Source organism: Pseudomonas bijieensis (genome assembly GCF_013347965.1).
In the GTDB taxonomy this organism is placed as follows: domain Bacteria; phylum Pseudomonadota; class Gammaproteobacteria; order Pseudomonadales; family Pseudomonadaceae; genus Aquipseudomonas; species Aquipseudomonas bijieensis.
The window spans coordinates 2,256,764-2,282,321 of record NZ_CP048810.1 but is presented as its reverse complement, the minus strand read 5'-3'; the positions used below and the strand labels follow the sequence as shown (position 1 = coordinate 2,282,321).

Annotated in this window: 28 protein-coding genes and 1 pseudogene; 16 read left to right on the top strand and 13 right to left on the bottom strand. The window is 61.0% G+C overall.

Annotated elements, in window-relative coordinates; all coding sequences use genetic code 11:
• Nucleotides 1-50: 50 nt before the first annotated feature.
• From GN234_RS09825 to GN234_RS09815, 3 genes are all read left to right on the top strand, one after another.
• Nucleotides 51-341, top strand: a complete 291-nt coding sequence (locus GN234_RS09825; RefSeq protein ID WP_039588883.1) for a hypothetical protein — start codon at nt 51-53, stop codon at nt 339-341.
• A 106-nt stretch (nt 342-447) separates the two neighbouring features.
• Nucleotides 448-1,209 carry a CHAD domain-containing protein gene (locus tag GN234_RS09820; RefSeq protein WP_176688367.1) on the top strand — a complete coding sequence of 254 codons (762 nt, stop codon included), beginning with the start codon at nt 448-450 and terminating at the stop codon, nt 1,207-1,209.
• 225 nt (nt 1,210-1,434) lie between these two features.
• On the top strand, nt 1,435-2,232 hold the full coding sequence (locus tag GN234_RS09815) for an acyl-CoA thioesterase (protein WP_109751428.1): 798 nt from the start codon (nt 1,435-1,437) through the stop codon (nt 2,230-2,232).
• A 27-nt stretch (nt 2,233-2,259) separates the two neighbouring features.
• On the opposite strand, the gene GN234_RS09810 is transcribed toward GN234_RS09815, so the two are convergent.
• The 3 genes from GN234_RS09810 to GN234_RS09800 all read right to left on the bottom strand — a co-directional run bounded on the left by GN234_RS09810 (nt 2,260) and on the right by GN234_RS09800 (nt 5,379).
• Nucleotides 2,260-2,634, bottom strand: coding sequence for a terminase (locus tag GN234_RS09810; protein ID WP_116831775.1), 375 nt, complete (start codon nt 2,632-2,634; stop codon nt 2,260-2,262).
• 269 nt (nt 2,635-2,903) lie between these two features.
• Nucleotides 2,904-4,385 carry a methyl-accepting chemotaxis protein gene (locus GN234_RS09805; RefSeq protein ID WP_176688366.1) on the bottom strand — a complete coding sequence of 494 codons (1,482 nt, stop codon included), beginning with the start codon at nt 4,383-4,385 and terminating at the stop codon, nt 2,904-2,906.
• 184 nt (nt 4,386-4,569) lie between these two features.
• Entirely contained in the window at nt 4,570-5,379 is an 810-nt protein-coding gene (locus GN234_RS09800) for a TatD family hydrolase (protein ID WP_176688365.1), read from the bottom strand.
• Between the two features lie 236 nt (nt 5,380-5,615).
• On the opposite strand from GN234_RS09800, the gene GN234_RS09795 reads away from it, so the two are divergent.
• From GN234_RS09795 to GN234_RS09785, 3 genes are all read left to right on the top strand, one after another.
• On the top strand, nt 5,616-7,037 hold the full coding sequence (locus GN234_RS09795) for an MltF family protein (RefSeq protein WP_176688364.1): 1,422 nt from the start codon (nt 5,616-5,618) through the stop codon (nt 7,035-7,037).
• A gap of 100 nt (nt 7,038-7,137) precedes the next feature.
• Nucleotides 7,138-7,572 carry a DoxX family protein gene (locus tag GN234_RS09790; RefSeq protein ID WP_109751434.1) on the top strand — a complete coding sequence of 145 codons (435 nt, stop codon included), beginning with the start codon at nt 7,138-7,140 and terminating at the stop codon, nt 7,570-7,572.
• 248 nt (nt 7,573-7,820) lie between these two features.
• A complete protein-coding gene (locus tag GN234_RS09785) occupies nt 7,821-8,129 on the top strand; it encodes a class I SAM-dependent methyltransferase (RefSeq protein ID WP_116834197.1) in 309 nt (102 codons plus the stop codon).
• Between the two features lie 17 nt (nt 8,130-8,146).
• Here the strand turns inward: GN234_RS09785 and greB are convergent, their stop codons facing one another.
• The 3 genes from greB to GN234_RS09770 are packed head-to-tail and all read right to left on the bottom strand — an operon-like array spanning nt 8,147 to nt 11,866.
• Nucleotides 8,147-8,644, bottom strand: a complete 498-nt coding sequence (gene greB / locus GN234_RS09780; RefSeq protein WP_109751435.1) for a transcription elongation factor GreB — start codon at nt 8,642-8,644, stop codon at nt 8,147-8,149.
• A 34-nt stretch (nt 8,645-8,678) separates the two neighbouring features.
• A complete protein-coding gene (locus tag GN234_RS09775) occupies nt 8,679-11,183 on the bottom strand; it encodes an ABC transporter permease (RefSeq protein ID WP_109751436.1) in 2,505 nt (834 codons plus the stop codon).
• Nucleotides 11,183-11,866 (bottom strand): ABC transporter ATP-binding protein, encoded by a 684-nt coding sequence (locus GN234_RS09770; protein WP_109751437.1) that lies wholly within the window; start codon nt 11,864-11,866, stop codon nt 11,183-11,185. Before GN234_RS09770 ends, GN234_RS09775 begins: the two co-directional genes overlap by 1 nt.
• 10 nt (nt 11,867-11,876) lie before the next feature.
• On the opposite strand from GN234_RS09770, the gene GN234_RS09765 reads away from it, so the two are divergent.
• From GN234_RS09765 to GN234_RS09755, 3 genes are all read left to right on the top strand, one after another.
• Entirely contained in the window at nt 11,877-12,482 is a 606-nt protein-coding gene (locus GN234_RS09765) for an arylesterase (protein WP_109751438.1), read from the top strand.
• A gap of 56 nt (nt 12,483-12,538) precedes the next feature.
• Nucleotides 12,539-12,832 carry a hypothetical protein gene (locus tag GN234_RS09760; protein ID WP_003199347.1) on the top strand — a complete coding sequence of 98 codons (294 nt, stop codon included), beginning with the start codon at nt 12,539-12,541 and terminating at the stop codon, nt 12,830-12,832.
• Between the two features lie 137 nt (nt 12,833-12,969).
• Nucleotides 12,970-13,941, top strand: coding sequence for a L,D-transpeptidase family protein (locus GN234_RS09755; RefSeq protein WP_109751439.1), 972 nt, complete (start codon nt 12,970-12,972; stop codon nt 13,939-13,941).
• Between the two features lie 125 nt (nt 13,942-14,066).
• Here GN234_RS09755 and oprI read toward each other — a convergent pair whose 3' ends face one another.
• Nucleotides 14,067-14,318, bottom strand: a complete 252-nt coding sequence (oprI, locus tag GN234_RS09750; protein ID WP_011335311.1) for an outer membrane lipoprotei OprI — start codon at nt 14,316-14,318, stop codon at nt 14,067-14,069.
• Nucleotides 14,319-14,954: 636 nt separating this feature from the next.
• On the opposite strand from oprI, the gene GN234_RS09745 reads away from it, so the two are divergent.
• Nucleotides 14,955-15,236, top strand: a complete 282-nt coding sequence (locus GN234_RS09745) for a GNAT family N-acetyltransferase (RefSeq protein WP_053120470.1) — start codon at nt 14,955-14,957, stop codon at nt 15,234-15,236.
• A gap of 84 nt (nt 15,237-15,320) precedes the next feature.
• Here GN234_RS09745 and GN234_RS09740 read toward each other — a convergent pair whose 3' ends face one another.
• Nucleotides 15,321-16,397: a 3-deoxy-7-phosphoheptulonate synthase gene (locus tag GN234_RS09740; RefSeq protein WP_003183777.1), complete on the bottom strand. Its 1,077-nt coding sequence runs from the start codon at nt 16,395-16,397 to the stop codon at nt 15,321-15,323.
• A 266-nt stretch (nt 16,398-16,663) separates the two neighbouring features.
• On the opposite strand from GN234_RS09740, the gene GN234_RS09735 reads away from it, so the two are divergent.
• The 4 genes from GN234_RS09735 (at nt 16,664) to cysB (ending at nt 20,226) form a co-directional block, all read left to right on the top strand.
• Nucleotides 16,664-17,617: a putative 2-dehydropantoate 2-reductase gene (locus GN234_RS09735; protein WP_176688363.1), complete on the top strand. Its 954-nt coding sequence runs from the start codon at nt 16,664-16,666 to the stop codon at nt 17,615-17,617.
• Nucleotides 17,618-17,638: 21 nt separating this feature from the next.
• Nucleotides 17,639-18,544, top strand: a complete 906-nt coding sequence (locus GN234_RS09730) for a 5'-nucleotidase (protein WP_109751441.1) — start codon at nt 17,639-17,641, stop codon at nt 18,542-18,544.
• A gap of 96 nt (nt 18,545-18,640) precedes the next feature.
• Nucleotides 18,641-19,141 (top strand): universal stress protein, encoded by a 501-nt coding sequence (locus tag GN234_RS09725; RefSeq protein ID WP_014337270.1) that lies wholly within the window; start codon nt 18,641-18,643, stop codon nt 19,139-19,141.
• A gap of 110 nt (nt 19,142-19,251) precedes the next feature.
• A complete protein-coding gene (gene cysB, locus GN234_RS09720) occupies nt 19,252-20,226 on the top strand; it encodes an HTH-type transcriptional regulator CysB (protein ID WP_003199376.1) in 975 nt (324 codons plus the stop codon).
• 7 nt (nt 20,227-20,233) lie between these two features.
• Here the strand turns inward: cysB and GN234_RS09715 are convergent, their stop codons facing one another.
• Both GN234_RS09715 and GN234_RS09710 read right to left on the bottom strand, forming a co-directional pair.
• Nucleotides 20,234-20,716, bottom strand: a complete 483-nt coding sequence (locus GN234_RS09715; protein ID WP_109751442.1) for a GreA/GreB family elongation factor — start codon at nt 20,714-20,716, stop codon at nt 20,234-20,236.
• Nucleotides 20,717-20,718: 2 nt separating this feature from the next.
• On the bottom strand, nt 20,719-21,105 hold the full coding sequence (locus tag GN234_RS09710; RefSeq protein WP_109751443.1) for a hypothetical protein: 387 nt from the start codon (nt 21,103-21,105) through the stop codon (nt 20,719-20,721).
• A 120-nt stretch (nt 21,106-21,225) separates the two neighbouring features.
• On the opposite strand from GN234_RS09710, the gene earP reads away from it, so the two are divergent.
• Both earP and GN234_RS09700 read left to right on the top strand, forming a co-directional pair.
• The gene (gene earP / locus GN234_RS09705; protein ID WP_109751444.1) at nt 21,226-22,359 is read left to right on the top strand and encodes an elongation factor P maturation arginine rhamnosyltransferase EarP; all 1,134 of its coding nucleotides are present in this window, start codon (nt 21,226-21,228) and stop codon (nt 22,357-22,359) included.
• 48 nt (nt 22,360-22,407) lie between these two features.
• Nucleotides 22,408-22,977, top strand: coding sequence for an elongation factor P (locus tag GN234_RS09700; protein ID WP_003199385.1), 570 nt, complete (start codon nt 22,408-22,410; stop codon nt 22,975-22,977).
• A 207-nt stretch (nt 22,978-23,184) separates the two neighbouring features.
• Here GN234_RS09700 and GN234_RS09695 read toward each other — a convergent pair whose 3' ends face one another.
• The 3 genes and pseudogenes from GN234_RS09695 to GN234_RS09685 all read right to left on the bottom strand — a co-directional run bounded on the left by GN234_RS09695 (nt 23,185) and on the right by GN234_RS09685 (nt 25,534).
• On the bottom strand, nt 23,185-24,198 hold the full coding sequence (locus GN234_RS09695; RefSeq protein WP_176688362.1) for an alpha/beta hydrolase: 1,014 nt from the start codon (nt 24,196-24,198) through the stop codon (nt 23,185-23,187).
• Nucleotides 24,199-24,231: 33 nt separating this feature from the next.
• Nucleotides 24,232-24,651, bottom strand: a complete 420-nt coding sequence (locus GN234_RS09690) for an organic hydroperoxide resistance protein (RefSeq protein ID WP_109751446.1) — start codon at nt 24,649-24,651, stop codon at nt 24,232-24,234.
• A 420-nt stretch (nt 24,652-25,071) separates the two neighbouring features.
• A pseudogene (locus GN234_RS09685) lies at nt 25,072-25,534 on the bottom strand (MarR family winged helix-turn-helix transcriptional regulator).
• Between the last annotated feature and the right edge of the window lie 24 nt (nt 25,535-25,558).

Sequence of the window (25,558 nt, the reverse complement as noted above, 5' to 3'; positions counted from 1 at the left end):
GCGCGACCGTCTTACCAGCACGACTGTTTTCCTGACTTGAGGTGTAATCGATGAAAGCCCGGATCTGCCTGCCCCTGGTGGCATCCCTGATGGTTCTGGCCCTGGCCGGTTGCGCAGGCAAAACCGCTTACCGTGACAGCTGTGGCAGCCAACTCGACAGCGCCTGGCGTGAACTGGACCTGGCCAAGGCCGAAGGTTTTGCCGGCACCGTCAGCTACTCCAAGGCCCTGTCCCTGCTGACGGGCGCCAAGACCCAGCAGCAATTCGAAGCATTCGAAGGCTGTACCAAAAAAGCCGAGAAAGCGCGTTTCTACATCCGCGAATCCCGCGCGGGACGATAAGAACAGCGACAAGCTTTAAGCTGCGAGCTACAAGGAAGGAGCGGGCGACGCGATCCTCCCTTGCAGCTTGAGGCTTGTCGCTTGAAGCTGCGTACGGAGTACGTCCATGATCGATCGGCTGGTGGCCCGGATACTGGGCCTGGAAGTCCGCCTGTTGGCCTGTCAGGCCCGCTTGAATGCCCATACCGACAGCGAAGCGCTGCATGACCTGCGGACCACGGTACGTCGTTTGCGCAGCCTGCTTCGCCCGTTGCGCGGGTTGCCCGGCGTCCAACAACTGGAAACGGCTGCTTCGGCGGTGGGCACCCTGACCACGCCCTTGCGCGACCGGGAAGTCCTGGCCGCTTACCTTGAGCAGCATGGCCAGGCCGAGGCGGCGCGGCGACGCCAGGTGCAAATGGCCGATGCCTATCCCGCCGTGGCCGCGAGTGTTGAATTGGCGCAGTTGCTGATGATCCTCGATGCCTTCCCGCGCTTCATTCGCGCCGCCCAGCGTGAGGGCCTGCTGAAGGGCTTGCGCAAACGCATCGAAAAGCGCCTGGACAAACAGTGGAAGAAACTCGGCGAAGCCCTGCGCGATCCAGCCCATGACCGTCACCGGTTGCGCCTGCTGATCAAGCGCGTTCGCTACGCCCTCGAAGCCTACCCTGAACTCGACCGCCTGCCTGAAGCCGCCATGCCACGGCTCAAGTCAGCCCAGGCTGCGCTGGGCGACTGGCACGATTGCTGGCAATGGCTGGTCCGGGCCAGGGAGGAAACCGATCTGCAATCTTGTGTGCCTACCTGGCACGCCACGATGGAAAAGGCCGAGGCCAAGTCCGACAAGGTGCTCGACAAGTTGATTGCCAGTTGCTTCGAAAAATCCTGAACCTTGCACTTACCCCCTGTGGGAGCGAGCCTGCCCGCGATAGCGGTGTATCAGTCGATAGATAGGCAAGTTGACCCACCGTCATCGCGAGCAGGCTCGCTCCCACAGGGGAGCAATTCAAGATCCTCGGCTTTTCTGTCAGCCTCTTTGGCCGGAATGAGCCCTGTGCCGCCAGCCCAGGCTGGTTAAGATCCCTTCATCCTTTTCCCTGTTTTCGAGGTCGTCATGCGCTTTTCCGATTTGATCGATGCCGTGCGCCGGCAGCCCGGTGCGGTGAGCATCGCGCCTGAATGGGGCCAGGGGCGGGCCAGTTTTGGTGGGCTGGTGGCGGCGCTGCAATATGAGGCGATGCGTGCCAAGGTGCCGGCGGATCGCCCGGTGCGCTCGCTGGCGATTACCTTTGTCGGCCCGGTCGAACCCGATGTGCCTGTCAGCTTCGAAGTCGACGTGTTGCGTGAAGGCAAGGCCGTCAGCCAGGTGCTCGGACGCGCAGTGCAGAACGGCCAAGTGGTGACCGTGGTGCAAGGCAGTTTCGGCGCATCGCGCTCATCGGTGGTGGCGGTGCAGGCCGACCCCGCGCCGGAATTCAAAAGTGTGGAGCAATGCCAGGAACTGCCCTACGTCAAGGGCGCTACGCCGGAGTTCATGCGGCATCTGGCGATGCGCTGGAGCGTTGGAGGCTTGCCGTTCAGCGGCAATAAGTCCCGGAGCATGGGCGGCTGGGTGCGTTTGCGCGGCGATGTGCAGGAGGAGCCACTGAACGAAAGCCATATCCTGGCCTTGGTGGATGCCTGGCCGCCGGCCTTGTTGCCTCACCTTTCGCAAATGGCCCCGGGCAGTACGCTCACCTGGACCATCGAGTTCGTCCAGCCGCTGCTGGAACTCACGACACTGGACTGGTGCAAGTACCTGGCTGAGATCGAGCATGCCCAGGACGGTTACGGCCATGTCGCCGCGAAGTTCTGGAGCGCCGATGGTCGCTTGATCGCCATGAGCCGGCAGACGGTAACCATCTTCGGGTAAGGCCGCTGCGGGCATGGCTTGCTTCGGCTAAGGCTTGTGGTTGTGACGGTGGCGATCCCGCCAGGCGCGCCACCAGCCACCGCTGAGGAAGAACCGCGGGAAAGTCAGGAACTGTTCCACCAACAGGCGCGAGACGGCATCCTTGCGATCGCTGAACGGTTCGCTGGCTTGGGCCTCCAGGCTGTGGCCGTGACGCTGCAAGCCGAGTGCCGCGAGCAGGCCGATGATGCCGATGGCGACATCGCCCAGGCTCAAGCTGAACACCCCCGACACAATCAGCAGAAACGCGACGATGAACAGCGGCACGGCAATCAGGTGCAACACCAGGTTGGTGGGGTGGCGATGATTGTCAGGGTAGGCGCGCCATTGCCAGGCCGGAAGATTGGGGTGACGTTTGCCCATGATGCTATTCCTTGAACGAAACCGAATGACCCAAGGATAGGTCCGGGCGGGCGGGGCGGCGAATGGCGGTTGGCTATCGAAGCGATAGATGGCCATACAGTTTTGCTGTTGTGGCGAGGGGACTTGTTTGTGGGAGCACGGCTGTGGGAGCAAGGCTTGCCCGCGATGGACGCGATACGTTCTTTGGTGAACCGAGCTGCCTCCATCGCGGGCAAGCCTTGCTCCCACAGAGGGAATTCCCTCAGCAGGGAGTCGGGCAAGCCAGCGCTCTACAGTTTCAACTGCCCGATCGCCTTGCTCAACTCGCCCGCCAACGTTGCCAATTCATCGCTGGTGGTGGCTGAATCCACGGTCTGGCGTACGGTGTTCTCGGTCACGTCGCGAATGCTCACCACCGCCCGGTTCATTTCCTCGGCGACGTGGCTTTGCTGCTCGGCCGCGACAGCGATCTGAGTGTTGCTCTCACGCATTTGCGCCACCGCTGCGGTGATCTGTGCCAGGGCGTCGCCGGCCTCGCGGGCCTGTTGCACGCAATCGTCGGCCTTGAGCGAACTCTCCTGCATGAAGTCCACCGCGTCCCGGGTCCCTGCTTGCAGGGCCGAAACCATGGTGGTGATTTCATCCGTGGAGGTCTGTACCCGCTTGGCCAGGTTGCGCACCTCGTCGGCCACCACGGCAAATCCTCGGCCCATTTCCCCGGCCCGCGCCGCTTCGATCGCCGCGTTCAGGGCCAGCAGATTGGTTTGTTCGGCAATGCTGTGGATCACGCTGACCACGCCGTTGATCTTCTGGCTGTCTTCGGCCAGGCGCTGGATCATTTCGGCGGTCTGCTGCACACCCGAAGACAGCCCGGTGATTGACTGTTGCACCCGGCCAACCACTTCGTGACCGTTGCCGGCCAGGGTGTCGGCGGTTTTCGACAGGTCGCGGGTGGCGCCGGCATGCTGGGCGATGTGATAAACCGTGGCGGACATTTCGTTGATCGCCGTGGCTGCCTGATCGGTTTCGCTTTGCTGGCCCAGCATGCCGTGGCGCACATCGTTCATGCTCGATGCCAGGCGCGCCGCACCACTGTCCAACTGCCGGGCGGTGCTGGCAACAGTGTCTACCACCCGTTGATAACCGGCCTGCATGGCGTTGAACGCGGCCGCCATCTGACCCACTTCGTCCCTGCACGCCAGGGGAACGCGGGCGGACAGGTCACCGGTTTTCTCCACGTGCAGCATCACGTCTTTGAGCGTGTTGAGCTGGCTGAGCAAAAAGCGGATCAACAGTTGTGATGCGCCCAGCATCGCCAGCATCAGCACGAACACTGCCACAGCGTATTGGCTGAAGCGTTCACCGAACACTTGACCCAGGCTTACACCCTGGGCCAGCACGGCGAGCTGTTGACCGTCCCCTCGACGGATCACTTGGGCGCCCAGCAGCGGATCGTTATCAAGCAGCGACCCGGCATCGAGGTCTACCCAGCCATCGGCCTGCGCCAGCGAAGGCAACGGTTGTTCGTTGAACACCGGCACCTGGTCGCGCTGCAATGCCAAGAGGCCTTCGGCCTTGGGCAGGGGCTGCCCGGCAGGCCAGGCAGCGAGCATGTGGGCCTGGGCCTGGGCGTTCGCCTGGGCCGCATGGTTGCGCGCCTGCTGTTCAAGGTGCACCGCGTAGAGCACCAGCAGCAGGGTAGTGACAAAGGCGACCGCATTGACCGCCCAGAATTTGTATTTCAACGAGATATTGCTAAGCCAGGCACCCATGGAAGGTCTTCTCTGATAGCGGAAACAGCATTGGCAAGGTGCCATTATTCTGCCGCTACTCAGGTGACGGGATTTTGATATGGGTCAACAGACGATATAGGTGTCGGGGATTTTAATAGGGACCAACAGATAACCAAACTCCCTGTGGGAGCGAGCAAGCCCGCTCCCACAGGGGGATGTGGGTTCATTCGGAAAGGATGGGCAATCCGAAAAACGCCCGGGCGCACGCGGTGCTGTGGGCTGCCAGGTCTTCCTGGGTTTCGCCCCGGTGCAAGGCCACTTCGCGCAGGACCTCTGTCAGGTAGGCCGGCTCGTTGCGACCGTTCTTGGGTTTTGGCCGCAGCGTGCGGGGCAGCAGGTACGGCGCGTCGCTTTCGAGCATCAGCCGGCCACGGGGTATCTCGCGCACCAACGGGTGCAGGTGCGTACCCCGGCGTTCATCGCAGATCCAGCCGGTGATGCCGATGTGCAGGTCCAGGTCGAGATAACTGAACAGCGCCTTTTTTTCACCGGTAAAGCAGTGCACCACCGCTGCCGGCAACTGATCGCGAAAATCCCGGAGGATGTCCAGCAAGCGTTGGTCGGCGTCACGTTCGTGCAGAAAAACCGGTAATTGCAGCTGGACGGCCAACGCGAGGTGTTCTTCCAGAACCTTTTCCTGTTGCGGTCGGGGAGAGAAGTCCCGGTTGAAATCCAGCCCGCATTCACCCACCGCGCGCACGCGGCTGTGCATCAGCAGATCCTTGAGGTGCCGGGCGCTGTCGGCAGTCCACTCACTGGCGCTATGGGGGTGAATGCCGGCGGTGGAAAACAGTCGCTCGCCAGTGTCGTCGAGGTGATCGCACAGTTCCAGGGCCTGCTCGCTGCCCTCGATGCTGGTACCGGTCAAGACCAGTTGGCAGACCCCGGATTCATAGGCGCGCTCAAGCACCACCTGATGTTTGTCGGCGAAACTGGGGTTGGTCAGGTTGACGCCGATATCGATGAGTTGCATGGTGCTACCTCGGCCCAAAGGCCGGAAAGCATATCAGAGCTGTAGATTTATAAGAAAAGCCAAGAACTACAAAGAGTTGAGGCTGTCTGTTAAGGCCGCGAGACACGTCGGGTTGGTATAAAAGCCATCACTGTGCCAGTCTTTCGCACTTTTTCAGCGCCCCAGGCGCTCTGTTTCTGTCGACTCAGCCTCGTTTTTTCACGGAGGCGGTCCGCAGTATTCCTTCCGGAGAGTGGATGACACGTCCCCTGGTGTTGCTACTGTTGTGTTGTTCGCTGTTGTTGCCAATGCTGGCCGAAGCGCGGCTGCCCGGCCCGGTGCAAGCGGTGGCTCCGGGTGCGGTGCGCGACCTGGCGCAGATCCGCAGCAGTCGGGAGTTGAAGGTCCTGGTCAACCAGAGTCGCAACAGCTCCGGTGAAGTCCAGGGGCAACCCATTGGCGTCGAATATCATCGGCTGCGTGCCTTCGAACAGTACCTCAATGGCCACGCCCGGGATGGCCAGCAAATCACCCTCAAGATCATTCCCAAGGCCAAGGACCAACTGCTCGGCGCCTTGCAACGCGGGGAGGGCGACCTCGTGGCGCCTGGGGAGTTACTCGAACCCCAGGCCGGTCATGCGGTCAGCGCCAGCGATCCGATCCGTACCGACGTGCCTTTGCTGCTCGTGGGTATCAAGGGCGAGAAACGCTACACGCGGGTGGAGCAACTCTCCGGCAAGACCCTGGCGCTGCCCAACGGCAGTGCGGCAGGGGATGCGGTGAGCCAGATCAACCAGAAGCTGGCGCTGCTCAAGCTGCCGCCAGTGAAGATCGAATGGGTCGATCCCACCCTGGCTGTAGAGGATGTCCTGGAAATGGTCCAGGGCGGGATTTTCCATTTGACCATCGTCGAGCAACCCATCGCCGAGCGTTGGGGCAAGATCCTGCCCAAGCTGCGCCTGGACCGTCAGGTACTGATCGGCGAGCCGGCTGACGAGTATTGGTTCGTGCGCCGTGACGCCGCCATGCTACGGGCGAGCATCGATCGATTCCTGGCGACCTACAAGGTACCTTCCAACCAGGATGCGGCATTCCTGCGGATCTACCGTCGTTTGTACCAGGTCCACTATCCGTTGGCCCGGGCCGATCGCCAGCGCTTGGAAAAACTGCGCCCGGTGCTGCAAAAACATGCCGAGACCCAAGGCATGGACTGGCTCAACCTGGCGGCCCTGGCCTTCAAGGAATCAGCCCTGCAACCCAATGCCCGCAGCGGCAGCGGCCCCACCGGCCTGATGCAGATCACCCCGGCGGCGGCCCAGCGAGTCGGGGTCGATAACATCCAGAACCTGGATGCCAATGTGCTGGCAGGCGCCAAGTACCTGGCCCTCATCCGCCGAAAGTTTTTTGCCAGCCCCAAGCTCAACGAGCGCGAGCGCATGGCCTTCGTCCTGGCTGCCTACAACATGGGGCCCGAGCGCGTCCAAGGCATGCGAGCCGAGGCCCGGCGGCGGGGGCTGAATCCCAACCAGTGGTTCTTCCAGGTCGAGCGCATTGCCATGGAGCAGGTGGGAATGGGCGCCGTCAGCTACGTTAATAGTGTCAATAAGTACTATTTGGCATTCGATCGTGAACGAGAGTCGCTGGAGCCTGGAGATCAAAAAGTCGCCCTGCGAAAGTGATCTATTAATTCGATTGGTATCTCGCATTTTTTGCGCTTTTAGTACAAGTTTTTTTGATTAATATGGCGACCAACAACCACACATCTAGGGATGAACCCGCATGAGCTCATTGATCAACAAAGTCTTGTTTACCCGCGCCGGCTACGGCCTGACGGTCTTGCGCATCGTTGTCGGCATCGTTTTCGCCGCCCACGGCTCGCAGAAACTCTTCGGCCTGTTCGGTGGCTACGGCTTGGCGGGCACGGCGCAGTGGATGGAAAGCATCGGCCTGACCCCGGGCTACGTGATGGCGACACTGGCCGGCGGTACCGAGTTTTTCGCCGGGCTGGCGCTGATCATCGGTTTGCTCGCGCGTCCCGCGGCATTGGGCCTGGCCTTCCTGTCGCTGGTAGCGATTTTCTCCGTGCACATCGGTAACGGCTTGTTCATGGCCAACAACGGTTATGAGTTTGCCCTGACGTTGCTGGCGGGCAGTATTGCCGTGCTGATCGAGGGCGCGGGGAAGCTGTCGGTCGATCGTGCCATCGCGGATTGATTGCACGATTTGAATTCGAGGCCCGTCTTGTACGGGCCTTTTTTGTGGGCGGTGATTCTTGACACTGGCCGGTCAGCTTCTCTAGGATGCCGCTCATGCGCCGATTTAAACAGCTACTTGCGGGGCGCCAGGTGACTCATCCAGTTGCCGATAGAAGCCGGAGACAAGGCTTCGAAATACCGCTAAAGCGCTGGTTCGGTGTTGCCTCTCACCTGCCATGCAGACTTTTGAGGCAGAGACACGACACGATGAACGCACCCAGTCCCCTTGTACGTCTTGCGCCGATCACGGCGAACCTTGTGCAGCGCAACCCGAAAATTCTCCTGGGCGGTACTCACCAGCCAACGCTCTTGCGCTATCTCGACGGTTGGCCGCGCCGTAACCATGGGCCCGCCGCTTTCCTGATCCAGTTTGTCGAAGACGGCGAGTCACTGGCGCGCTTCGCCAATGACAGTTTTGACCTCGCCGTCATCCAGTCCCCCAGCGTGGCGGACGCTCCTGAAATGATCCGACAACTGACTCGTATCGCGCGGCAGGGCTTGATCACTCGCCGCTGAGATATCCGGCCTGAAGGCTATGGATAAGCGATGTTCACGATGTAGACCCTCTTCTCTCCCGTAGGCGTCTGGACGCTGACCTCGGCGTCCAGGGCCTTGCCAATCAGTGCCCGTGCCAACGGTGAGTCGATGCTGATCAGGTTCTGTTTCAGGTCCAGCTCGTCCGGGCCGACGATGCGATAGCGTGATTCCTTGCCATCCTCATCTTCCACCGTCACCCAGGCGCCGAAGTACACCTTGTTCGGATCGCTGGGTTTTTCACTGACCACTTTGAGCGCCTCGAGGCGCTTGGTGAGGAAGCGCACGCGACTGTCGATTTCCCGCAGCATTTTCTTGCCGTAGGTGTATTCGGCATTTTCCGAACGATCACCCTGGGCCGCCGCCTCGCTGACCGCCTGGGTCACCTGGGGGCGGCGCACATGCCACAGCTCATGGAATTCGGCGCGCATCCGCGCTTCACCTTCGGGGGTGATCAGCGCGGTGCCGGCGGTGCGGGGTGGGCGATAACGGCTCATGGCAACTTCTTGTAGGAGCGAAGTCGGGAGTCTATCAACCCTCGCGCAATACTGTCAGCGGGCTGGCGTTGAGCGCTCGACGGGTGCCAAACACCCCGGCCGCGCCGATCAACAAGGCTCCCAGCAGTGGCAATACCAACAGCCATGGATGTGGATGCCAGGGCAGGTCGAAGGCGTACCGATAAAGCACCAGGCTCACCAGCTCCGAACCCAGGGCCGCGAGCAGGCCACTGACCGCGCCCAGCAGGCCGAACTCGATGCGCCGAGCCTTGACCAGCAAGGGGCGTTCGGCACCCAGTGCACGCAACAGCGCGCCTTGGCGAATCCGTTCGTCGAGGGTCGCCTGCAGGCCGGAAAACAGCACTGCCATTCCCGCCGCCAGCACAAACAGCAACACATACTCCACCGCCAGGGTCACCTGGGCCAGGATGCTGCGCAGCTGTTCGAGCAGGGCCTCGACCTGCAGGATCGTCACCGCCGGAAAGGCTCGGGACAGGTCGACGATCTGTTGGTCGTGGCCCGGCGCCAGGTAGAAGCTGGTGAGATAAGTGGCCGGCAGATCCTTCAAGGTGCCGGGCTGGAAGATCATGAAGAAATTGGGCTGGAAGTTGTCCCAGTTGATTTCCCGCAGGCTGGTGACCTTCGCTTCACGATTGACGCCGCCCACGCTGAAGACCAGGCGGTCGCCCAACTTGATCTTGAGGTTCTCGGCCACTTTGCCTTCCACCGAAACCCCTGGGACATCGTCTGGAGGTTGCTGCGGCCACCAGGTCCCTGCGGTGACGACGTTGCCCTGCGGCAGGTCCGCGGCCCAGGTCAGGCTCAGGTCGCGTTGCAGCGCCCGGTCACCCGCAGAGTCCTTGGTGACGAACTCCGTGGCCGGCTCGCCATTGATGCTGATCAGGCGCCCGGGCACCACGGGGTAGAGCGGGGCCGATTGCGCGGACAATTCCAGCAGCTTGTCGGTGAAGGCCTGCTTGTCGTTGGGCAGGATGTTCAGGGCGAAATAGTTCGGCGCGTTTTTGGGCAGCTGGTTTTGCCAGGTGTCCAGCAACTCGCCGCGCAGCAGCGCGATCAACGCCATGGACAGCAGGATCAGGCCGAACGCCAGGGCCTGGCCGGCCGCCGCCAAGGGATGGCGCAGCAATTGGCCCAGACCCAACCGCCAGGGCAGGGAGGCGCGGGCCAGCAGGCGCCGCAGGCTCTGAAGCAGCAGCAACAACAAGCCGCCGAGTACCAGTGCGGCAACGACACCACCGCCCAGCAAGGCGAAGGTGAGGACCAGGTCCAGGCTCAGGCGCCACATGATCAGGCCCAGGGCACCCAAGGCGGCACCGTAGATCACCCAGGAGCTGGAGGGGATCGGCAGCATGTCCCGGCGCAGCACGCGCAACGGCGGTACCCGGCCCAGCGCCGCCAGTGGCGGCAGGGCGAACCCCGCCAGCGCCACCAACCCAGTACCGATCCCGGCGATTGCCGGCAACAGCCCGCCCGGTGGCACCGCGGTGGGCAGCAGGTCATGCAGCAGGGCGAACAGGCCCAGTTGGGCAATCCAGCCGAGCAGGGCGCCACTGAGGCTGGCGAGCAGGCCCAGCACGGTCAATTGCAGGCTGAACAGCACCATGGTTTCCCGGCGTGACAGGCCCAGGCAACGCAGCAGCGCGCTGGCATCGAAACGTCGGGTGGCAAAACGGTTGGCCGAGAGCGCGACGGCGACACCGGACAGCAGCACCGCCACCAGGCTGGCCATGTTCAGGTAGCGTTCGGCCTTGCCCAGGGCGCCACCGATCTGCCGGTTGCCGTCGCGGGCATCCTGCAGGCGCTGATTGGCTTCAAGGCCAGGCTTGAGCAGGTCGCGGTAGGTTTGCAGCGCCGGTGCCGGGCCCCGCCACAGGTCGCGATAGCTGACACGGCTGCCCGGTTGGACCACGCCAGTGGCCTCCAGGTCCTTGAGGTTGATCAGCACCCGCGGGGTGAGGCTGTAGAAATTGCCGGCGCGATCCGGCTCATAAGTCAGCACGCGGCTCAGGCGCAGGGTCTGGTTGCCGACGTCGATGCTGTCACCGATCTTCAGGTCCAGTGCCGTCAGCAGCCGTGCTTCGACCCAGGCCTCGCCAGGGTTCGGCCGTCCGCCGGTTTCTTCCGGGGCGAACGGCGCCGGCGCGCTCTTGAGCTCACCGCGCAATGGGTAGCTGTCATCGGCCGCCTTGACGCTGGACAGCTGGATGCCATTGTCGGTGGCCACGACACTGGAAAACTCCACCACCCGAGCGTGGTCCAGCCCCAGCTCGGTGCCGCTGCGGATCTGCTCCGGACGGGCGGGGGAGCTGCCTTCGAGCAGCAGGTCGGCACCGAGGAACTCGGTGGCGCGCATCATCATCGCGCCGTTGAGGCGGGCACCGAAGTAACCGATGGCGGTACTGGCTGCCACCGCCACCAGCAGGGCGAAGAACAATACCCGCAATTCCCCGGCGCGGGCATCGCGAAGCAATTGACGGATAGCGAGACTGAACAGGCGCAACAGCGGCAAGCGTGCCATCAAGGCTCCAGGGGGGCGACCATCTGGCCGGCTTCAAGTCGGATCAGGCGCCGGCAGCGGTGGGCCAGGCGTTCATCATGGGTCACCAGTACCAGGGTCGTGCCGCGTTCCTTGTTCAGTTCGAACAGCAGGTCGCTGATACGCTCGCCGGTGTGGCTGTCGAGGTTGCCGGTGGGTTCGTCGGCAAACAGCACGTCGGGTTCGGCGGCAAAGGCGCGGGCAATCGCCACGCGTTGCTGTTCGCCGCCGGAGAGCTGGCGCGGCGAGTGGGTCAGGCGCTGCCCCAGGCCAACGCGCTGCAACAGTTGCGTGGCGCGCTCGCGGGCATCCTTGCGGCCGTCCAGTTCCAGCGGCAGCATGACGTTTTCCAAGGCATTGAGGCTGTCGAGCAGCTGGAACGACTGGAAGACGAAACCGACATGTTCGGCGCGGATCCGTGCACGCTGGTCTTCATCCAGTGCGCTGAGGGCCTGACCGGCGAGGGTCACTTCGCCGCCGCTGGGCAGGTCAAGGCCGGCCAGCAGGCCCAGGAGGGTGGATTTGCCGGAACCGGACGCGCCGACGATGGCCAGGCTGTCGCCTTTGTTCAGTTCCAGGCTGAGTTCGTGCAGGATGGTCAGTTCACCTTCCGCGCTGGAGACCACTTTGCTAAGGTCCGTCGCGGTGAGAATGCTTGAGCCCATGGAGAATCCGATGCGTGTGTGGTTTTTGAGTGCCGGCCTGGCCCTGATGTGCATGGCCCAGAGCGCAGCGGCGGGTACAGTCCTGATCGTTGGCGATAGTATCAGCGCGGCTTTCGGCCTGGATACCCGGCAAGGGTGGGTGTCGTTGCTCGAACAACGGCTCAAGGCCGAGGGTTTTGACGATAAAGTGGTCAATGCTTCCATCAGTGGCGACACCAGCGCGGGAGGCCAGGCGCGGCTGCCGGCGCTGCTTGCAGCCCATAAGCCGGACGTGGTGATCCTGGAACTGGGCGGCAACGATGGCTTGCGCGGACAGCCGCCAACACAATTGCAACAAAACCTTGCAGCGATGATCGACAGTGCCCGCGCGAGTGGTGCCAAGGTGCTTTTGCTGGGCATGCAGCTGCCCCCTAACTATGGGCGGCGCTACACCGATGCCTTTGCCCGGGTCTACAGCACCCTGGCCGAGGAGAAAAAAGTGCCGTTGGTGCCGTTTTTCCTCAAGGACGTCGGTGGCATTCCAACAATGATGCAGGGCGACGGATTGCACCCGTCCGTCGCGGCCCAGGGCAAGTTGCTGGAAAATGTCTGGCCGACGCTCAAACCGCTGCTTTGACGCTTTTCTACAGGCGGGCTTTCGGCTAATGTGGCGCCCCCGATTTGGAGCCCCCGATGCCGCGTCCCGCCTGGTCCCTGTTTGCCTACCAACTGATCGAGCCTGACGAGCAGCTGGATCTGTTCGCCTGCCAGGAAGTACGGGTGCACCTGGTGACCCGGCAGCTGGAGCTCGGTGGTTCGGCCGACCGGACCCTCTGTGGCAGCCTGCTGCCGGCCCAACCGCGCTGGTCGAGCGTCGATCGCAAGATTTTCCAGGACCATCGCCTGTGCTCGCTGTGCCGGGCGATCCTGGAGTCGCAAAAGCGCGGTACTTCGCCGATCTGGCCGGAGCTGCGGTTCGAGTTGTAATCGCTCCCACAGGTCTCATTTCAGTTCCAGACATGCTGCGCATCGGACGCCTCTGTACCGCTCTCCCCGAAATAACAGGTGGCAGTGTACAATCGCCGCTTTCATACCTCCTGTTCGATCTGCGAAGGATTTCCCGGATGTTGCCGCGCTTGCCTGCCGTCGCCCGCTGCCTGTCTCTTGCCGCCCTGTGTATGGCGGGCCCCGTTGCCGCCCTGGAGCTGCCACTGCCACCGCCGGGTGAAGACATCATTGGCCAGGTACAGGTCATCAAGGCCAAGTACGAAGATACCTTCGCCGACCTGGGCACTACCTATGACCTGGGCTACAGTGAGATGGTCGCCGCCAACCCGGGGGTCGATCCCTGGTTGCCGGGTGCTGGCACCGAGATCGTGCTGCCGACTCGTTTCATCCTGCCGCCGGGCCCGCGCGAGGGCATCGTGATCAACCTGGCCGAGTACCGTCTCTACTATTTCCCCAAGGGGCGGAACGTGGTCTACACCTTCCCGCTGGGGATTGGACGTGAGGGCTGGGGATCGCCGATCGCTCACACCAGCATCATCGCCAAGACGCCGAACCCGACCTGGACTCCGCCTGCATCGATCAAGGCCGAACACGCCGCCGACGGCGACCCCTTGCCCAATGTAGTGCCGGCTGGTCCCGATAACCCGCTGGGCCCCTTCAAATTCACCCTGGGCACCCCGGGCTACCTGATCCATGGTTCGAACAAGAAGTTCGGCATTGGCATGCGTACCAGTCACGGCTGCTTCCGGATGTTCAACAACAACGTACTGGAAATGGCCAGCATGGTGCCGGTGGGCACGTCGGTACGGATCATCAACGACCCCTACAAGCTGGGTTTGAGCGGCGGCAAGGTGTACCTGGAAGCTCACACACCGTTGGACGACAAAGGCAACCCATCGGTGGTGGACAAGCACACCGCAGTGATCAATGCGATGCTCAAGCGCGAAGACATCACCAGCAACCTGCGCATGAACTGGGACGTGGTACGGGACGTGGTGGCGGCTGAAGATGGTCTGCCGGTGGAAATCGCTGTTCCGAATACTTCGGCACCGATGGTCACGAGTGCGCCGATCGACTTGCAGCAGTAAAAAGCTCCAAAACAACCCGCCGACGTTTCGCGATGTCGGCGGGTTTTTTATTGCCTGGGAAAACACCGGGCATTAAAAAGCCGACCCAAAAAATGGGTCGGCTCGGTAACAATCCCGAAGGACTATTACTTGCGGCTAGCTTTTTCCAGCATGCGCAGAGCACGCTCGTTAGCTTCGTCAGCAGTCTGTTGTGCTTTTTGAGCAGCAGCCAGAGCTTCATCAGCTTTACGGTAGGCTTCGTCTGCACGAGCCTGGGCGCGAGCTGCTGCGTCTTCGGTAGCAGTCAGACGTGCTTCGGTTTCTTTCGATGCGCTGCTGCAACCGGTAGCCAGAACTGCGGCCAGGGCCAGAGCAGAGAATTTCAGAACGTTGTTCATCGGTTTCCCCTTCAAGGACTTTCTATTAGTGACTGTCTCCCCAGACTGAGGAGTTAGCCGGCGTACATACTACCCATTACTTGTAGTAAGTAAACTGACGTAGCGCAAGAAGCAAAAAAATTGTAGGCGGTGATTCTTTTTCGAGCAACTTTTCTTAGGGCTGTTTAAAAAATATACAGCTCCAAGCCCTTGGCTGGAGCGCGTCGACGAAAAAAAGTTCCGCAGTGGGGGAGAACTCTTACGGCCCTCGCTAACGTCGTTGTTTATTGATTCACCTACACTTTTGTACATTTTTTGTGCAAATGCCCCAGGCATCTTTATTGGTATTGGCGGTGACTTTAACTACGCGCGCTCGTCTCAAGACTCAACAACTGGCGATGTTCAGCTATTGCACCGTGACCGACTACAGCGCGACGATGGCGCTCAATCGATAAACCCGACGAGGTTTACCCCTTCGATGACAGGCGTGCCTTGAGCATTTGCGTCATTGGTGCCTACTATTCACGACGTGCTCGGGTTTGAGCGGTTCGGTTTTGGCGCTCGGTGACCAGGAAGGCACGGGGTGGCGTAGATGTTCCTTCGCCGGAAAAACATCGGTAAGGTAGGGGTCAGCATTCAGACCCGCGAGGAGTAGTGATGAGCGAGGCGGTTACCATCCACCATGACCAGGCTGGTCATCAGTTCGAGACCAATGTGGACGGTCATCGTGCCTATCTGACCTACATGGACCTGGGCAAGCAGACCCTGGATATCTATCGCACCTTCGTGCCCAATGCCTTGCGCGGCCGTGGCATCGCGGCGGCGTTGACCGAAAGAGCGCTGCAGTACGCCGAAGAAATGGGCTACACGGTGATCCCGTCCTGCTCCTACGTGGAGCGCTACATGGAGCGTCACCAGCGGCACGCGGCGAAGCTCTGAGAAAACGGATTCCCAATAAAAACGCCGGACTGAGAAGCCCGGCGTTTTTTTATGCGTTGCTTTTTATGCGTTGAAGCAGGTCGATCAACTGCGTTGACGCTTTGGCAGCACGTCCTTGAGTTTGGCGTGCATGCTGCGCAGGGTGTTCTCGGTCGCGCTCCAGTCGATGCAGGCATCGGTGATGGATACGCCGTACTGCAAGTCGGCGAGGTCTTTCGGAATCGCCTGGCAGCCCCAGTTCAAGTGGCTTTCGACCATCAGGCCGATAATCGACTGGTTGCCTTCCAGGATCTGGTTGGCCACGTTCTCCATCACCAGCGGTTGCAGCGCCGGGTCCTTGTTGGAGTTGGCGTGGCTGCAGTCGACCATGATATTCGGCTTGATCTTGGCTTTGTTCAGCGCCTGTTCACACAGCGCGACGCTGACCGAGTCGTAGTTCGGCTTGCCGTTGCCACCGCGCAGCACCACGTGACCGTAGGCGTTGCCCTTGGTGGTGACGATCGACACGCCACCTTCCTGGTTGATGCCCAGGAAACGGTGCGGGCTGGAAACCGACTGCAAGGCGTTGATCGCTACGGTGAGGCCGCCGTCGGTACCATTCTTGAAGCCTACCGCCGAGGACAGGCCGGAGGCCATTTCGCGGTGAGTCTGGGATTCGGTGGTGCGTGCGCCGATGGCCGACCAACTGATCAGGTCCTGCAAGTATTGCGGCGAAATCGGATCCAGGGCTTCGGTGGCCGTGGGCAGGCCCATTTCCGCCAAGTCCAGCAGCAGTTGGCGACCGATGTGCAGGCCGTCCTGGATCTTGAAGGAGTCGTCCAGGTACGGGTCGTTGATCAGGCCTTTCCAGCCGACGGTGGTCCGCGGCTTTTCGAAATACACCCGCATCACCAGGTACAAGGTGTCGGAGACTTCCGCCGCCAGCACCTTCAGGCGCTCGGCATATTCGTGGGCGGCCTTGATGTCATGGATCGAGCAGGGCCCGATGACCACGAACAGGCGATGGTCGGTGCCGTCGAGAATGTTGCGAATGACTTCCCGGCCCTTGGTCACGGTGCGCAGGGCAGCGTCGCTCAGGGGGATATCGCGCTTGAGCTGGTCAGGCGTGATGAGGGTCTCGTTGGAGGCGACGTTAAGGTCATTGATCGGTAAATCAGCCATCGTGTTACTCGTCAGGTCACGGGTGCCGGCCGCCAGCGATCCCCGCGCGGCGGTGCACAGCGAATGTTAAGCGCGTCGGGGAGCCGAACCTTATCGCGTTCCGAGGTGGCTCGACAATGGGCTGGGGGCGGTTTAATGCCCTACAGGCTGGGGAAAAGCCTTGAAGAGGGGGCAGCAACAGAATCGTGAGCAGATGTAATGGAGATTGCATGCCATGCCGCTCCCGCTGATAGTGTGCAGGGCCGTTTACCAGAGGAGTTGCAAAGATGCAGTCAGGCGTTAAGCCGCGGATCGGGATGATCGGCACCGGGGCGATCGGCGGATTCTATGGGGTGATGCTGGCGCGTGCCGGTTATGACGTGCACTTTTTACTGCGCAGCGAGTTCGGTGCCGTGGCCGAAAACGGTTTGCAGATCGACAGCGCGGTGCATGGCGCGCTGAGCCTCAACCCAGCCCAGGCCTATCGCTCGGCCGTCGAAATGCCGCCCTGCGACTGGCTGCTGGTAGGCGCCAAGACCACCAGCAATGCCGAACTGGCCCCGGCCATTACCCAGGCTGCCGCTGATGGTGCAAAAGTCCTGTTGCTGCAGAACGGCCTGGATGTCGAAGACGACCTCCGACCCTTGCTGCCCGATTCGTTGCACCTGTTGGGCGGCCTGTGCCTGATCTGCGTGCACCGTGTCGGCCCTGGCGTCATCGCCCACCAGGCGCTCGGCGCGGTCAACGTCGGTTACCACAGTGGTCCCTGCGCCGATCAGGCGCAACGCATGGTGATCGTCGAAGAGGCGGCGACGTTGTTTCGCAACGCCGGTATCGACGCCCAGGCCATGCCGTGCCTGCAGTTGGCCCGCTGGCAAAAGCTGGTGTGGAATGTACCGTATAACGGTCTTTCGGTTCTGTTGGGCGCCAGTACCACACCGTTGATGGCCAACGATCATAGCCGCGAATTGATCCAGGCACTGATGGGAGAGGTGGTCCGCGGTGCGCAAGCCTGCGGGCATCACATCACGCCGGGCTATGCCGAGTATCTGTTCACGATGACCGAGAAGATGCCCGACTACTGGCCGAGCATGTACCACGATTATTCTCACAAGCGTGCGCTGGAACTGGACGCGATCTACGGCCGGCCACTGGCGGCGGCGAAAGCGGCCGGGTGTGGACTGCCGAAAATCGAAGCCTTGTACCAGGCGTTGGCGTTCGTGGACCGGTATAACCGTTGAACGGGCGTAAGGGGGAGCGGCATGGCAAGTAACATCGACGACAAACTGGTGCTGGCGATTTCGTCGCGAGCGCTGTTCGACCTGAGCGAAAGCCATAAGGTGTACCTGTCGAGTGGTGTCGAGGCCTACCGGCAATACCAGATCGAGCATGAAGACGAAGTCCTCGCGCCAGGGGACGCCTTCGCTCTGGTGCAAAAACTGCTGAACCTCAACGAGCACCTGGGCCGGGCCCGGGTAGAGGTGGTCCTGGTCTCGCGCAACAGTGCCGACACCGGCCTTCGCGTGTTCAACTCGATTCATCATTATGGGCTGGCGATCTCACGCGCGGCCTTCGTTGGCGGGCGCAGCCCTTACCCGTATCTCAAGGCATTCGGTTGCGATCTGTTTTTGTCCACCCACGCTGAAGACGTACGCAGCGCCCTGGACGCCGGGTTTGCCGCAGCAACCATTCTGTCGGGCGGTGCCAGCCGCGCCGCCAGCGAAGAACTGCGCATCGCCTTCGACGGCGATGCGGTGCTGTTTTCCGATGAATCGGAGCGCGTCTATCAGGCCGCCGGTCTGGAAGCCTTCCAGGCCCGCGAGCGACAGGCTGCCCGCGAGCCGCTGCGAGGCGGGCCGTTCAAGGGGTTCCTGGCCGCGCTCAATGCACTGCAGCGCGAGTTTCCCGAAGACGCCTGCCCAATCCGCACGGCGTTGGTGACGGCCCGTTCTGCACCGGCCCACGAGCGGGTCATCAGGACCTTGCGTGAATGGGATATTCGTCTGGATGAGTCATTGTTTCTCGGCGGCCTGACCAAATCGGCCTTCCTCGAAGCCTTCGCCGCCGATGTGTTTTTCGATGACCAGACCGGCCACTGCGAACTGGCCAGAGAGGTCGTCGCCACCGGCCACGTGCCCCACGGTATCAGTAACGAAATTAAGCCCTGAGTGCCTCAGGTCTAGGACGTCAAGCCGCACGTCGCAGTCCCCAAGGCGCTGCTAAGCTGAATCAATCTCCGCCATCTTGGCACGCGAGGAGGTCACATGATTCGTTCGATGCTGTACGCCACAGACCTGGGTCTCTATGCCCCTTATGTGATGCAGCATGCCTTGGCGCTGGCACGGACGTTTGAAGCCGAGTTGTATGTGGTGCATGCGGTAGAACCGATGGGGCTGTTCGCCGAGTCGGTGTTGCAAAGCTATCTCGACGAGCAGGCGCTGAACGAATTTCACCGTCAGGGTCTGAATACGGTGATGGCCAATATCGAACAGCGAGTGCTCGACAGTTTCCGCGAGGAGTTGGGAGAAGGGCAGCAGGATTTGAAACTGATCAAATCGGTCAGGGTGTACCAGGGTGATCCTTCCCAGGTCATTCTGGAGCAGGCTGCGAAACTCTCTGTCGATTTGCTGATCGTAGGCAGTCATTGCCAAGGGGCAAGCGGTGAAACCCCCTTGGGCAGGACGGCTGCGCGGGTATTGCAGCTATCCCGGGTGCCGGTCTACCTGGTACCGCTGGTACAGCGCCGACGCCAGGGAGAGGCTTGAGGCTAAATGATGGCTTTTTATAAAAAGTTCTAGATTTATTGTCGAAACCTTTCATATAGTTATATACCGTCGCTGATGCCCGTGGCGTCCAATTGCTTTGAGGGATACATATGAAGCTTCAACAACTGCGCTACATCTGGGAAGTGGCGCACCACGACCTCAACGTTTCCGCTACTGCCCAAAGCCTCTACACGTCGCAACCCGGCATCAGCAAGCAGATCCGCCTGTTGGAAGATGAACTGGGCGTCGAAGTCTTCGCCCGTAGCGGCAAACACCTGACCCGCGTGACACCGGCCGGCGAGCGCATCATCACCACGGCTGGCGAGATTTTGCGCAAGGTCGAAAGCATCAAGCAGATCGCCCAGGAATTCTCCAACGAGAAAAAAGGCACCCTGTCGATCGCCACCACTCACACCCAGGCCCGCTATGCGCTGCCACCGGTGATCAGCAATTTCATCAAGCAATACCCCGACGTGGCGCTGCACATGCACCAGGGATCGCCGATGCAGATCGCCGAGATGGCGGCCGACGGCACGGTGGATTTCGCCATTGCCACCGAGGCCCTGGAGTTGTTCGGGGACTTGGTGATGATGCCGTGCTATCGCTGGAACCGCTGCGTGGTCGTGCCCCAGGGACATCCGTTGACCAAGCTGCCAAAGCTGACCCTCGAAGCCCTGGCCGAATACCCGATCGTGACCTACGTGTTTGGTTTCACCGGTCGTTCCAAGCTCGACGAAGCCTTCAGCCATCGTGGCCTGACGCCGAAAGTGGTGTTCACCGCCGCCGACGCCGACGTGATCAAGACTTACGTTCGCCTGGGCCTGGGCGTGGGCATCGTCGCGAAGATGGCCGTCGATACCAAGCTCGACAGTGATCTGGTGGTGCTGGATGCCAGCGAGTTGTTCGAATCCAGCGTGACCAAGATCGGCTTCCGTCGTGGCACCTTCCTGCGGGGTTTCATGTGCGATTTCATCGAGAAATTCGCACCGCACCTGACTCGGGAAGTCATGGCCAAGGCCATCCAGTGCCACAACAAGCAGGAGCTCGAAGAGCTGTTCGACGGCGTCGAACTACCGGTGCACTAAAGCCCTCCTAGATCGCCTCGGTGACAGCGAACTGTTGCCGGGCGCCCGCTACCACGATCTCCACTTCATCCCCTTCGAACTTGCCCAGCAGGCCTCGGCCCAGCGGTGAGCGAGGGGTGATGACCGTGATTGGCTGGCCTACCAGCGAGACCTTCAAGCCCGCCGCATCCGGCCCCAGGAACAGCCATTGCTGGCGGCCGTCCTCATCCTCCAGCCCGATCAATGTGCCAACCTGAATGCCGCGTTGATCGTCGTATGGCCTTAGCGTCAGGTTTTGGCAGAGGGCCAGGGCCTGGCGGATTTCTTCCACGCGCCTGGCTTGCCCGGCGGCGAGGTAAGAAGCTTCCAGGCCCAGGGTGTCGTACTTGTTCTCGGCGATGTTTTCTTCGTGGGTCGCGGTTTCGTAGGCGGTCTGGGCGGCGCGTTCGGCGATGTCGAGATCAATCCTGAGCTTGTCGAGAATCAACTGGTGGACGGTCTGTTTGTTCATGGTTATTCACAGAACTGCAAAACGTTGGCGCGGCTTTTTTCGCTGGGCGCGTTCTGGTCCTGTTGCAACCAGAACTGGCACTTGGGGTTGGACAGGTTGCGCGGGTTGTTGCGGGCCTGATCGAGGGCCTGGCGCTGCTCGTTCCTTTGCAGGTTCTGCTGATACTGCTCGAACATTGGCGTGGGCGGCTCTGGGGCTGGCTGCACTGCCGGTGGTTGCGCCAGTTGATGGACGGCGGCGGCCACCGGGGCCAGTTGTTCGTTGAACAGGAATCTGGACAGCAGCCAGCCCGTCAATACGATGGCGAGGAACCCCAGCCACAGGCCCAGGGCAATGCTGAGGGTCAATTGCAAAGCCGTAAGGCGCGAGGGGGTCGAGTGATCGGGCATGGCTGCTTCCTGGCAGGGGCATGGGAGGTGGTGATTGTCGCATGAAGATTAATCGCCGTCGGCTCTTCTGCATCATCGCTTTATTCGGGACAATCGGGCCTTTGTCACAGGGAGTCGGGAATGGCCGTGCGCTGGGATATTTTTTGCACCGTCGTCGATAACTATGGCGACATTGGTGTCACTTGGCGCCTGGCTCGGCAGTTGGTGGCCGAGCATCGATGCGCGGTGCGACTGTGGGTCGATGACCTGCGTGCCTTCGAGCGGTTGTGTCCAGAAATCGACGTCACCCTGTCCGAGCAATGGCAGCAGGGCGTGCAAGTGCGTCACTGGCCCGGGGAGTGGGTGCCCACCGAAGCCGCCGATGTGGTGATTGCCGCATTCGCCTGCCAGTTGCCGAGTGCCTACATGGATGCGATGGCCGAGCGTCAGACAACGCCATTGTGGATGAACCTCGATTATTTGAGCGCCGAGGACTGGGTGATCGGTTGCCACGGCTTGCCGTCGGTCAAATATAAACATGTGCAGAAATATTTCTTTTTCCCAGGCTTCCAGGCGGGAACCGGTGGCCTGCTGCGTGAGGCCGGTCTTCTGGAGCGTCGTCGGCAATTTCAACAGGATGCCGGGGCGCAACGAATTTTCCTGCAGGAATTGGGTGTCGAACGGGCGCCGGATACTTGCCTGATCTCGCTGTTTGCCTACGAGAACGCCGGGGTGGCGAGTTGGTTTGACGCAATGGCAAGCGATACCCAGGCGTTTCATGTGCTGGTTCCCGAAGGACGGGTACTGGGCGATGTCGAGCGTTGGCTCGGGATCGACGGCCTGAAGGTCGGAGCGTTGCATCGACGCGGGGCGTTGACGGTGCAGGTGCTGCCGTTCGTCCGCCAGGATCAGTACGATCAACTGTTATGGTGCTGCGATTTCAATGCCGTGCGTGGCGAAGACTCTTTCGTCCGTGCCCAGTGGGCTGGCCGGCCGCTGCTCTGGCACATCTACCAGCAGGAAGAAGACGTCCACCTGGAAAAACTCGAGGCGTTTCTCAGGCTCTACACCCAGGGGCTTTCGCAAGCGGCGCAAAAAGCGATCAGCGGTCTTTGGCGGGCCTGGAATGCCGGCCAGGACATGGCCGAACACTGGAAAGCTACCCGTGAACAGCAGCAGGAACTGGCCGAACATGCCCAGGCATGGTGTCTGGAACAGGCCTCGCGAGCCGATCTTGCCGCAGCGCTGGTGAAGTTTTATGGAAATTGGATATGATACGCGGCCTAGATTTTTGTAAATCCCATCCAAATTCGGATATTCGCAATGAAAACTGGTAAAGAACTGAAACCCGGGACCGTGATCCGTCTCGAAAACGATCCTTGGCTGGTTCAGAAAGCTGAGTTCACCAAGTCGGGTCGTAACAGCGCGATCATGAAGACCAAGCTGAAGAACCTGCTGACCGGTTACAAGACCGAGATCGTCTACAGCGCTGACGACAAACTGGACGACGTGATCCTCGACCGCAAAGAAGCGACCCTGTCCTTCATCAGCGGCGACACTTACACGTTCATGGACACCACTGACTACACCATGTACGAGCTGAACGCCGAAGACATCGAAAGCGTTCTGCCGTTCATCGAAGAAGGCATGACCGACGTCTGCGAAGCCGTGTTCTTCGAAGAGCGCCTGGTTTCCGTAGAACTGCCGACCACCATCGTGCGTCAGGTTGACTACACCGAAGGTTCCGCTCGCGGCGACACTTCCGGCAAGGTCATGAAGCCTGCCAAACTGAAGAACGGTACCGAGCTGTCGGTTGCTGACTTCATCGAAATCGGCGACATGATCGAGATCGATACCCGCGAAGGCGGTTCCTACAAAGGCCGCGCTAAATAAGCGAAGCCTTGTGTATGAAAAAGCCCGACCATTGAGTCGGGCTTTTTTATTTGCGCTGTCTTCTGTTAGACCGGGGGACGGCGGGAGCTTGTGTGGGAGCAAAGCTTGCTCGCGATACAGACACCTCGATTCCAGAGGCACCGCGCCGCTTTCATCGCGGGCAAGCCTTGCTCCCACAGCCCTCGCCACAAAGGTTTCGACGCGTAGTTACTTCAAGTGCTGCTTGAGCTCTTCGGACACCTGCAACATCGCCGAACGCACCGCTGGCACCTGGCTCACCACGTTGAGCAAACCGTAGTCGTGGATCATACCGTTGTAGCGTACGGCAGTGACGGGCACCCCGGCTGCGTCCAGCTTGCGGGCATAAGCTTCACCCTCATCGCGCAAGACGTCGGCCTCGGCGGTCTGTACCAGCGCGGGCGGCAGGCCCTTGAGTTGCGCGGTGCTGGCGCGCAGCGGCGAGGCATAGATCTCGCTGCGTTGCCCGGCATCGGTGGTGTAGTTGTCCCAGAACCACTTCATCATGTTTCTGCTGAGGAAGTGTCCTTCGGCGAACTGGTTGTAGGACGCCGTCTCGAAGCTGGCATCGGTCACCGGCCACAGCAATGCCTGGAAACGGATCGCCGGCGTGCCCTTGTCCTTGGCCATCAGTGCCACGACTGCTGCCATATTGCCGCCGACGCTGTTGCCCACCACGGCCAGGCGCTTGCCATCGACGTTGATTTGCTTGCCGTGTTCGGCCACCCATTTCGTCGCGGCGTAGGCCTGGTTGATCGCCACCGGGTAATGCGCCTCGGGTGAAGGCGTGTAGTTGACGAACACCGCGACAGCGCCCGAACCGGCCACCAGATCCCGAACCAGTCGTTCGTGGGTCGGGAAGTCGCCCAAGACCCAGCCACCGCCGTGGAAGAACATGAACACGGGCAACTCACCCTTGACTCCGGCCGGACGAACAATGGTCAGGCTGATCGGCTGACCATCGACCTGAATGGTCTTCTCACTGACGTCGGCCTTGGGCAGTGTCAGCTTCACACCGGCCTGGGCGCCAACCAATACGACGCGGGCGTCCTTGGGTGACAGTTGCTCCAGGGGCTTGCCGGTGCCGGCATTGAGCGCGTCGAGAAACGCCTGAGTGTTGTGTTCGACGATGCCATCGGCGAAGGCGCTGCTGACGCTGAGGGCGAGAAGGGTGCCGGTAAGGGCTTTGCTGAGCGTGTTCATGTGCATCTCCTTAAGTTCGGGTCCAGGGTCGGGTCAGACGGTCACGTGCAGGCGCACATCGACGTTGCCGCGGGTGGCGTTGGAGTACGGGCAGACTTGGTGAGCCGCCTCCACCAGGCTTTGCGCGTCGGCCTGGTCCAGGCCTGGCAGGCTGATGTGCAGATCGATGTCGAGGCCGAAACCGCCGGGAATCTGGCCGATGCCGACATGGGCGGTAATCGAGGCGTCGTCCGGGATCTTGCGTTTGCTCTGGCTGGCCACGAATTTCAGCGCGCCGATGAAGCAGGCCGAATAGCCGGCGGCGAACAGTTGCTCAGGGTTGGTCGCCGCACCGCCGGCACCGCCGAGTTCCTTGGGCGTGGCGAGTTTCACGTCGAGAACGTTGTCGCTGGAAATGGCACGACCATCACGGCCGCCAGTGGAGGTTGCGATTGCGGTGTAGAGAGTTTGCATGGTGAGAGCCTCGTTTCTGGGTTGGTTTTTTTTTGCGCTAAATGTTTGCGCGCTAAGTAGGTGTGAAGAGAATGTATAGCGCTAATATTTAGTGCGCAAGTTAAATTTTCGAGACGAGTTCGGTTTTAAACGCTGAAAGGGCGTGTAACCCTTGAGATAGAGCTGTTTCAGAGGGTTGAATTTTTTTAGTGACGCCAGGCTGAACGCAATTCAGGCTCGCCACGATTCTCCTGTGGGAGCGGGCTTGCTCGCGAAAGCGGTGGGTCAGTCAGAGATGATTCAGGATGTGCCGCCGTCTTCGCGAGCAAGCCCGCTCCCACATTGGATTTGTGGTGTTCACAGCGTTTGGGTTTGACTCAGTACCTGTGGGAGCGAGCCTGCTCGCGATAGCGGTGGGTCAGCCTCGCTCTACAGGGAAAGTCAGAGACTGTCTTGCAAATGCCCGCGCAGTGCCTGCAGATCAAGCTGCAGTTTCTTCAACTGCTCCAGGGTCTGGCCGCTGGCGGCGAGGATGCATTGGGGGATGCCGAGGGCTTTTTCCCCGCAGGGCACGGCCCTGTTCGGTGAGTTCGACAATCACCACGCGCTCGTCTTCCCGGCTGCGGGTGCGGCTCAGCAGGCCTTCGGCCTCCAGGCGCTTGAGCAGGGGTGTCAACGAGCCGGGGTCTGTCAGCAGGCGCGTGCTGATTTCACCGACGGTCAAACCATCCTTTTCCCACAACACCATCATCGCCAGGTATTGCGGATACGTCAGGCCCAGGGCTTGTAGCAGCGGCTTATAGACCTTGGTCATCAGTAGCGACGTGGAGTGCAGGGCGAAACAGACCTGGTTGTCGAGCAACAGGGCTTCGCAGGCTTCGGGGGTATCGCGCAGGGTGCTCATGGCAAAAACCTTCAATCAATGATC

Coding starts and splice junctions, on each gene's coding strand:
- GN234_RS09825 (WP_039588883.1), top strand. CDS start 51: ATGAAAGCCCGGATCTGCCTGCCCCTGGTGGCATCCCTGATGGTTCTG.
- GN234_RS09820 (WP_176688367.1), top strand. CDS start 448: ATGATCGATCGGCTGGTGGCCCGGATACTGGGCCTGGAAGTCCGCCTG.
- GN234_RS09815 (WP_109751428.1), top strand. CDS start 1,435: ATGCGCTTTTCCGATTTGATCGATGCCGTGCGCCGGCAGCCCGGTGCG.
- GN234_RS09810 (WP_116831775.1), bottom strand. CDS start 2,634: ATGGGCAAACGTCACCCCAATCTTCCGGCCTGGCAATGGCGCGCCTAC.
- GN234_RS09805 (WP_176688366.1), bottom strand. CDS start 4,385: ATGGGTGCCTGGCTTAGCAATATCTCGTTGAAATACAAATTCTGGGCG.
- GN234_RS09800 (WP_176688365.1), bottom strand. CDS start 5,379: ATGCAACTCATCGATATCGGCGTCAACCTGACCAACCCCAGTTTCGCC.
- GN234_RS09795 (WP_176688364.1), top strand. CDS start 5,616: ATGACACGTCCCCTGGTGTTGCTACTGTTGTGTTGTTCGCTGTTGTTG.
- GN234_RS09790 (WP_109751434.1), top strand. CDS start 7,138: ATGAGCTCATTGATCAACAAAGTCTTGTTTACCCGCGCCGGCTACGGC.
- GN234_RS09785 (WP_116834197.1), top strand. CDS start 7,821: ATGAACGCACCCAGTCCCCTTGTACGTCTTGCGCCGATCACGGCGAAC.
- greB (WP_109751435.1), bottom strand. CDS start 8,644: ATGAGCCGTTATCGCCCACCCCGCACCGCCGGCACCGCGCTGATCACC.
- GN234_RS09775 (WP_109751436.1), bottom strand. CDS start 11,183: ATGGCACGCTTGCCGCTGTTGCGCCTGTTCAGTCTCGCTATCCGTCAA.
- GN234_RS09770 (WP_109751437.1), bottom strand. CDS start 11,866: ATGGGCTCAAGCATTCTCACCGCGACGGACCTTAGCAAAGTGGTCTCC.
- GN234_RS09765 (WP_109751438.1), top strand. CDS start 11,877: ATGCGTGTGTGGTTTTTGAGTGCCGGCCTGGCCCTGATGTGCATGGCC.
- GN234_RS09760 (WP_003199347.1), top strand. CDS start 12,539: ATGCCGCGTCCCGCCTGGTCCCTGTTTGCCTACCAACTGATCGAGCCT.
- GN234_RS09755 (WP_109751439.1), top strand. CDS start 12,970: ATGTTGCCGCGCTTGCCTGCCGTCGCCCGCTGCCTGTCTCTTGCCGCC.
- oprI (WP_011335311.1), bottom strand. CDS start 14,318: ATGAACAACGTTCTGAAATTCTCTGCTCTGGCCCTGGCCGCAGTTCTG.
- GN234_RS09745 (WP_053120470.1), top strand. CDS start 14,955: ATGAGCGAGGCGGTTACCATCCACCATGACCAGGCTGGTCATCAGTTC.
- GN234_RS09740 (WP_003183777.1), bottom strand. CDS start 16,397: ATGGCTGATTTACCGATCAATGACCTTAACGTCGCCTCCAACGAGACC.
- GN234_RS09735 (WP_176688363.1), top strand. CDS start 16,664: ATGCAGTCAGGCGTTAAGCCGCGGATCGGGATGATCGGCACCGGGGCG.
- GN234_RS09730 (WP_109751441.1), top strand. CDS start 17,639: ATGGCAAGTAACATCGACGACAAACTGGTGCTGGCGATTTCGTCGCGA.
- GN234_RS09725 (WP_014337270.1), top strand. CDS start 18,641: ATGATTCGTTCGATGCTGTACGCCACAGACCTGGGTCTCTATGCCCCT.
- cysB (WP_003199376.1), top strand. CDS start 19,252: ATGAAGCTTCAACAACTGCGCTACATCTGGGAAGTGGCGCACCACGAC.
- GN234_RS09715 (WP_109751442.1), bottom strand. CDS start 20,716: ATGAACAAACAGACCGTCCACCAGTTGATTCTCGACAAGCTCAGGATT.
- GN234_RS09710 (WP_109751443.1), bottom strand. CDS start 21,105: ATGCCCGATCACTCGACCCCCTCGCGCCTTACGGCTTTGCAATTGACC.
- earP (WP_109751444.1), top strand. CDS start 21,226: ATGGCCGTGCGCTGGGATATTTTTTGCACCGTCGTCGATAACTATGGC.
- GN234_RS09700 (WP_003199385.1), top strand. CDS start 22,408: ATGAAAACTGGTAAAGAACTGAAACCCGGGACCGTGATCCGTCTCGAA.
- GN234_RS09695 (WP_176688362.1), bottom strand. CDS start 24,198: ATGAACACGCTCAGCAAAGCCCTTACCGGCACCCTTCTCGCCCTCAGC.
- GN234_RS09690 (WP_109751446.1), bottom strand. CDS start 24,651: ATGCAAACTCTCTACACCGCAATCGCAACCTCCACTGGCGGCCGTGAT.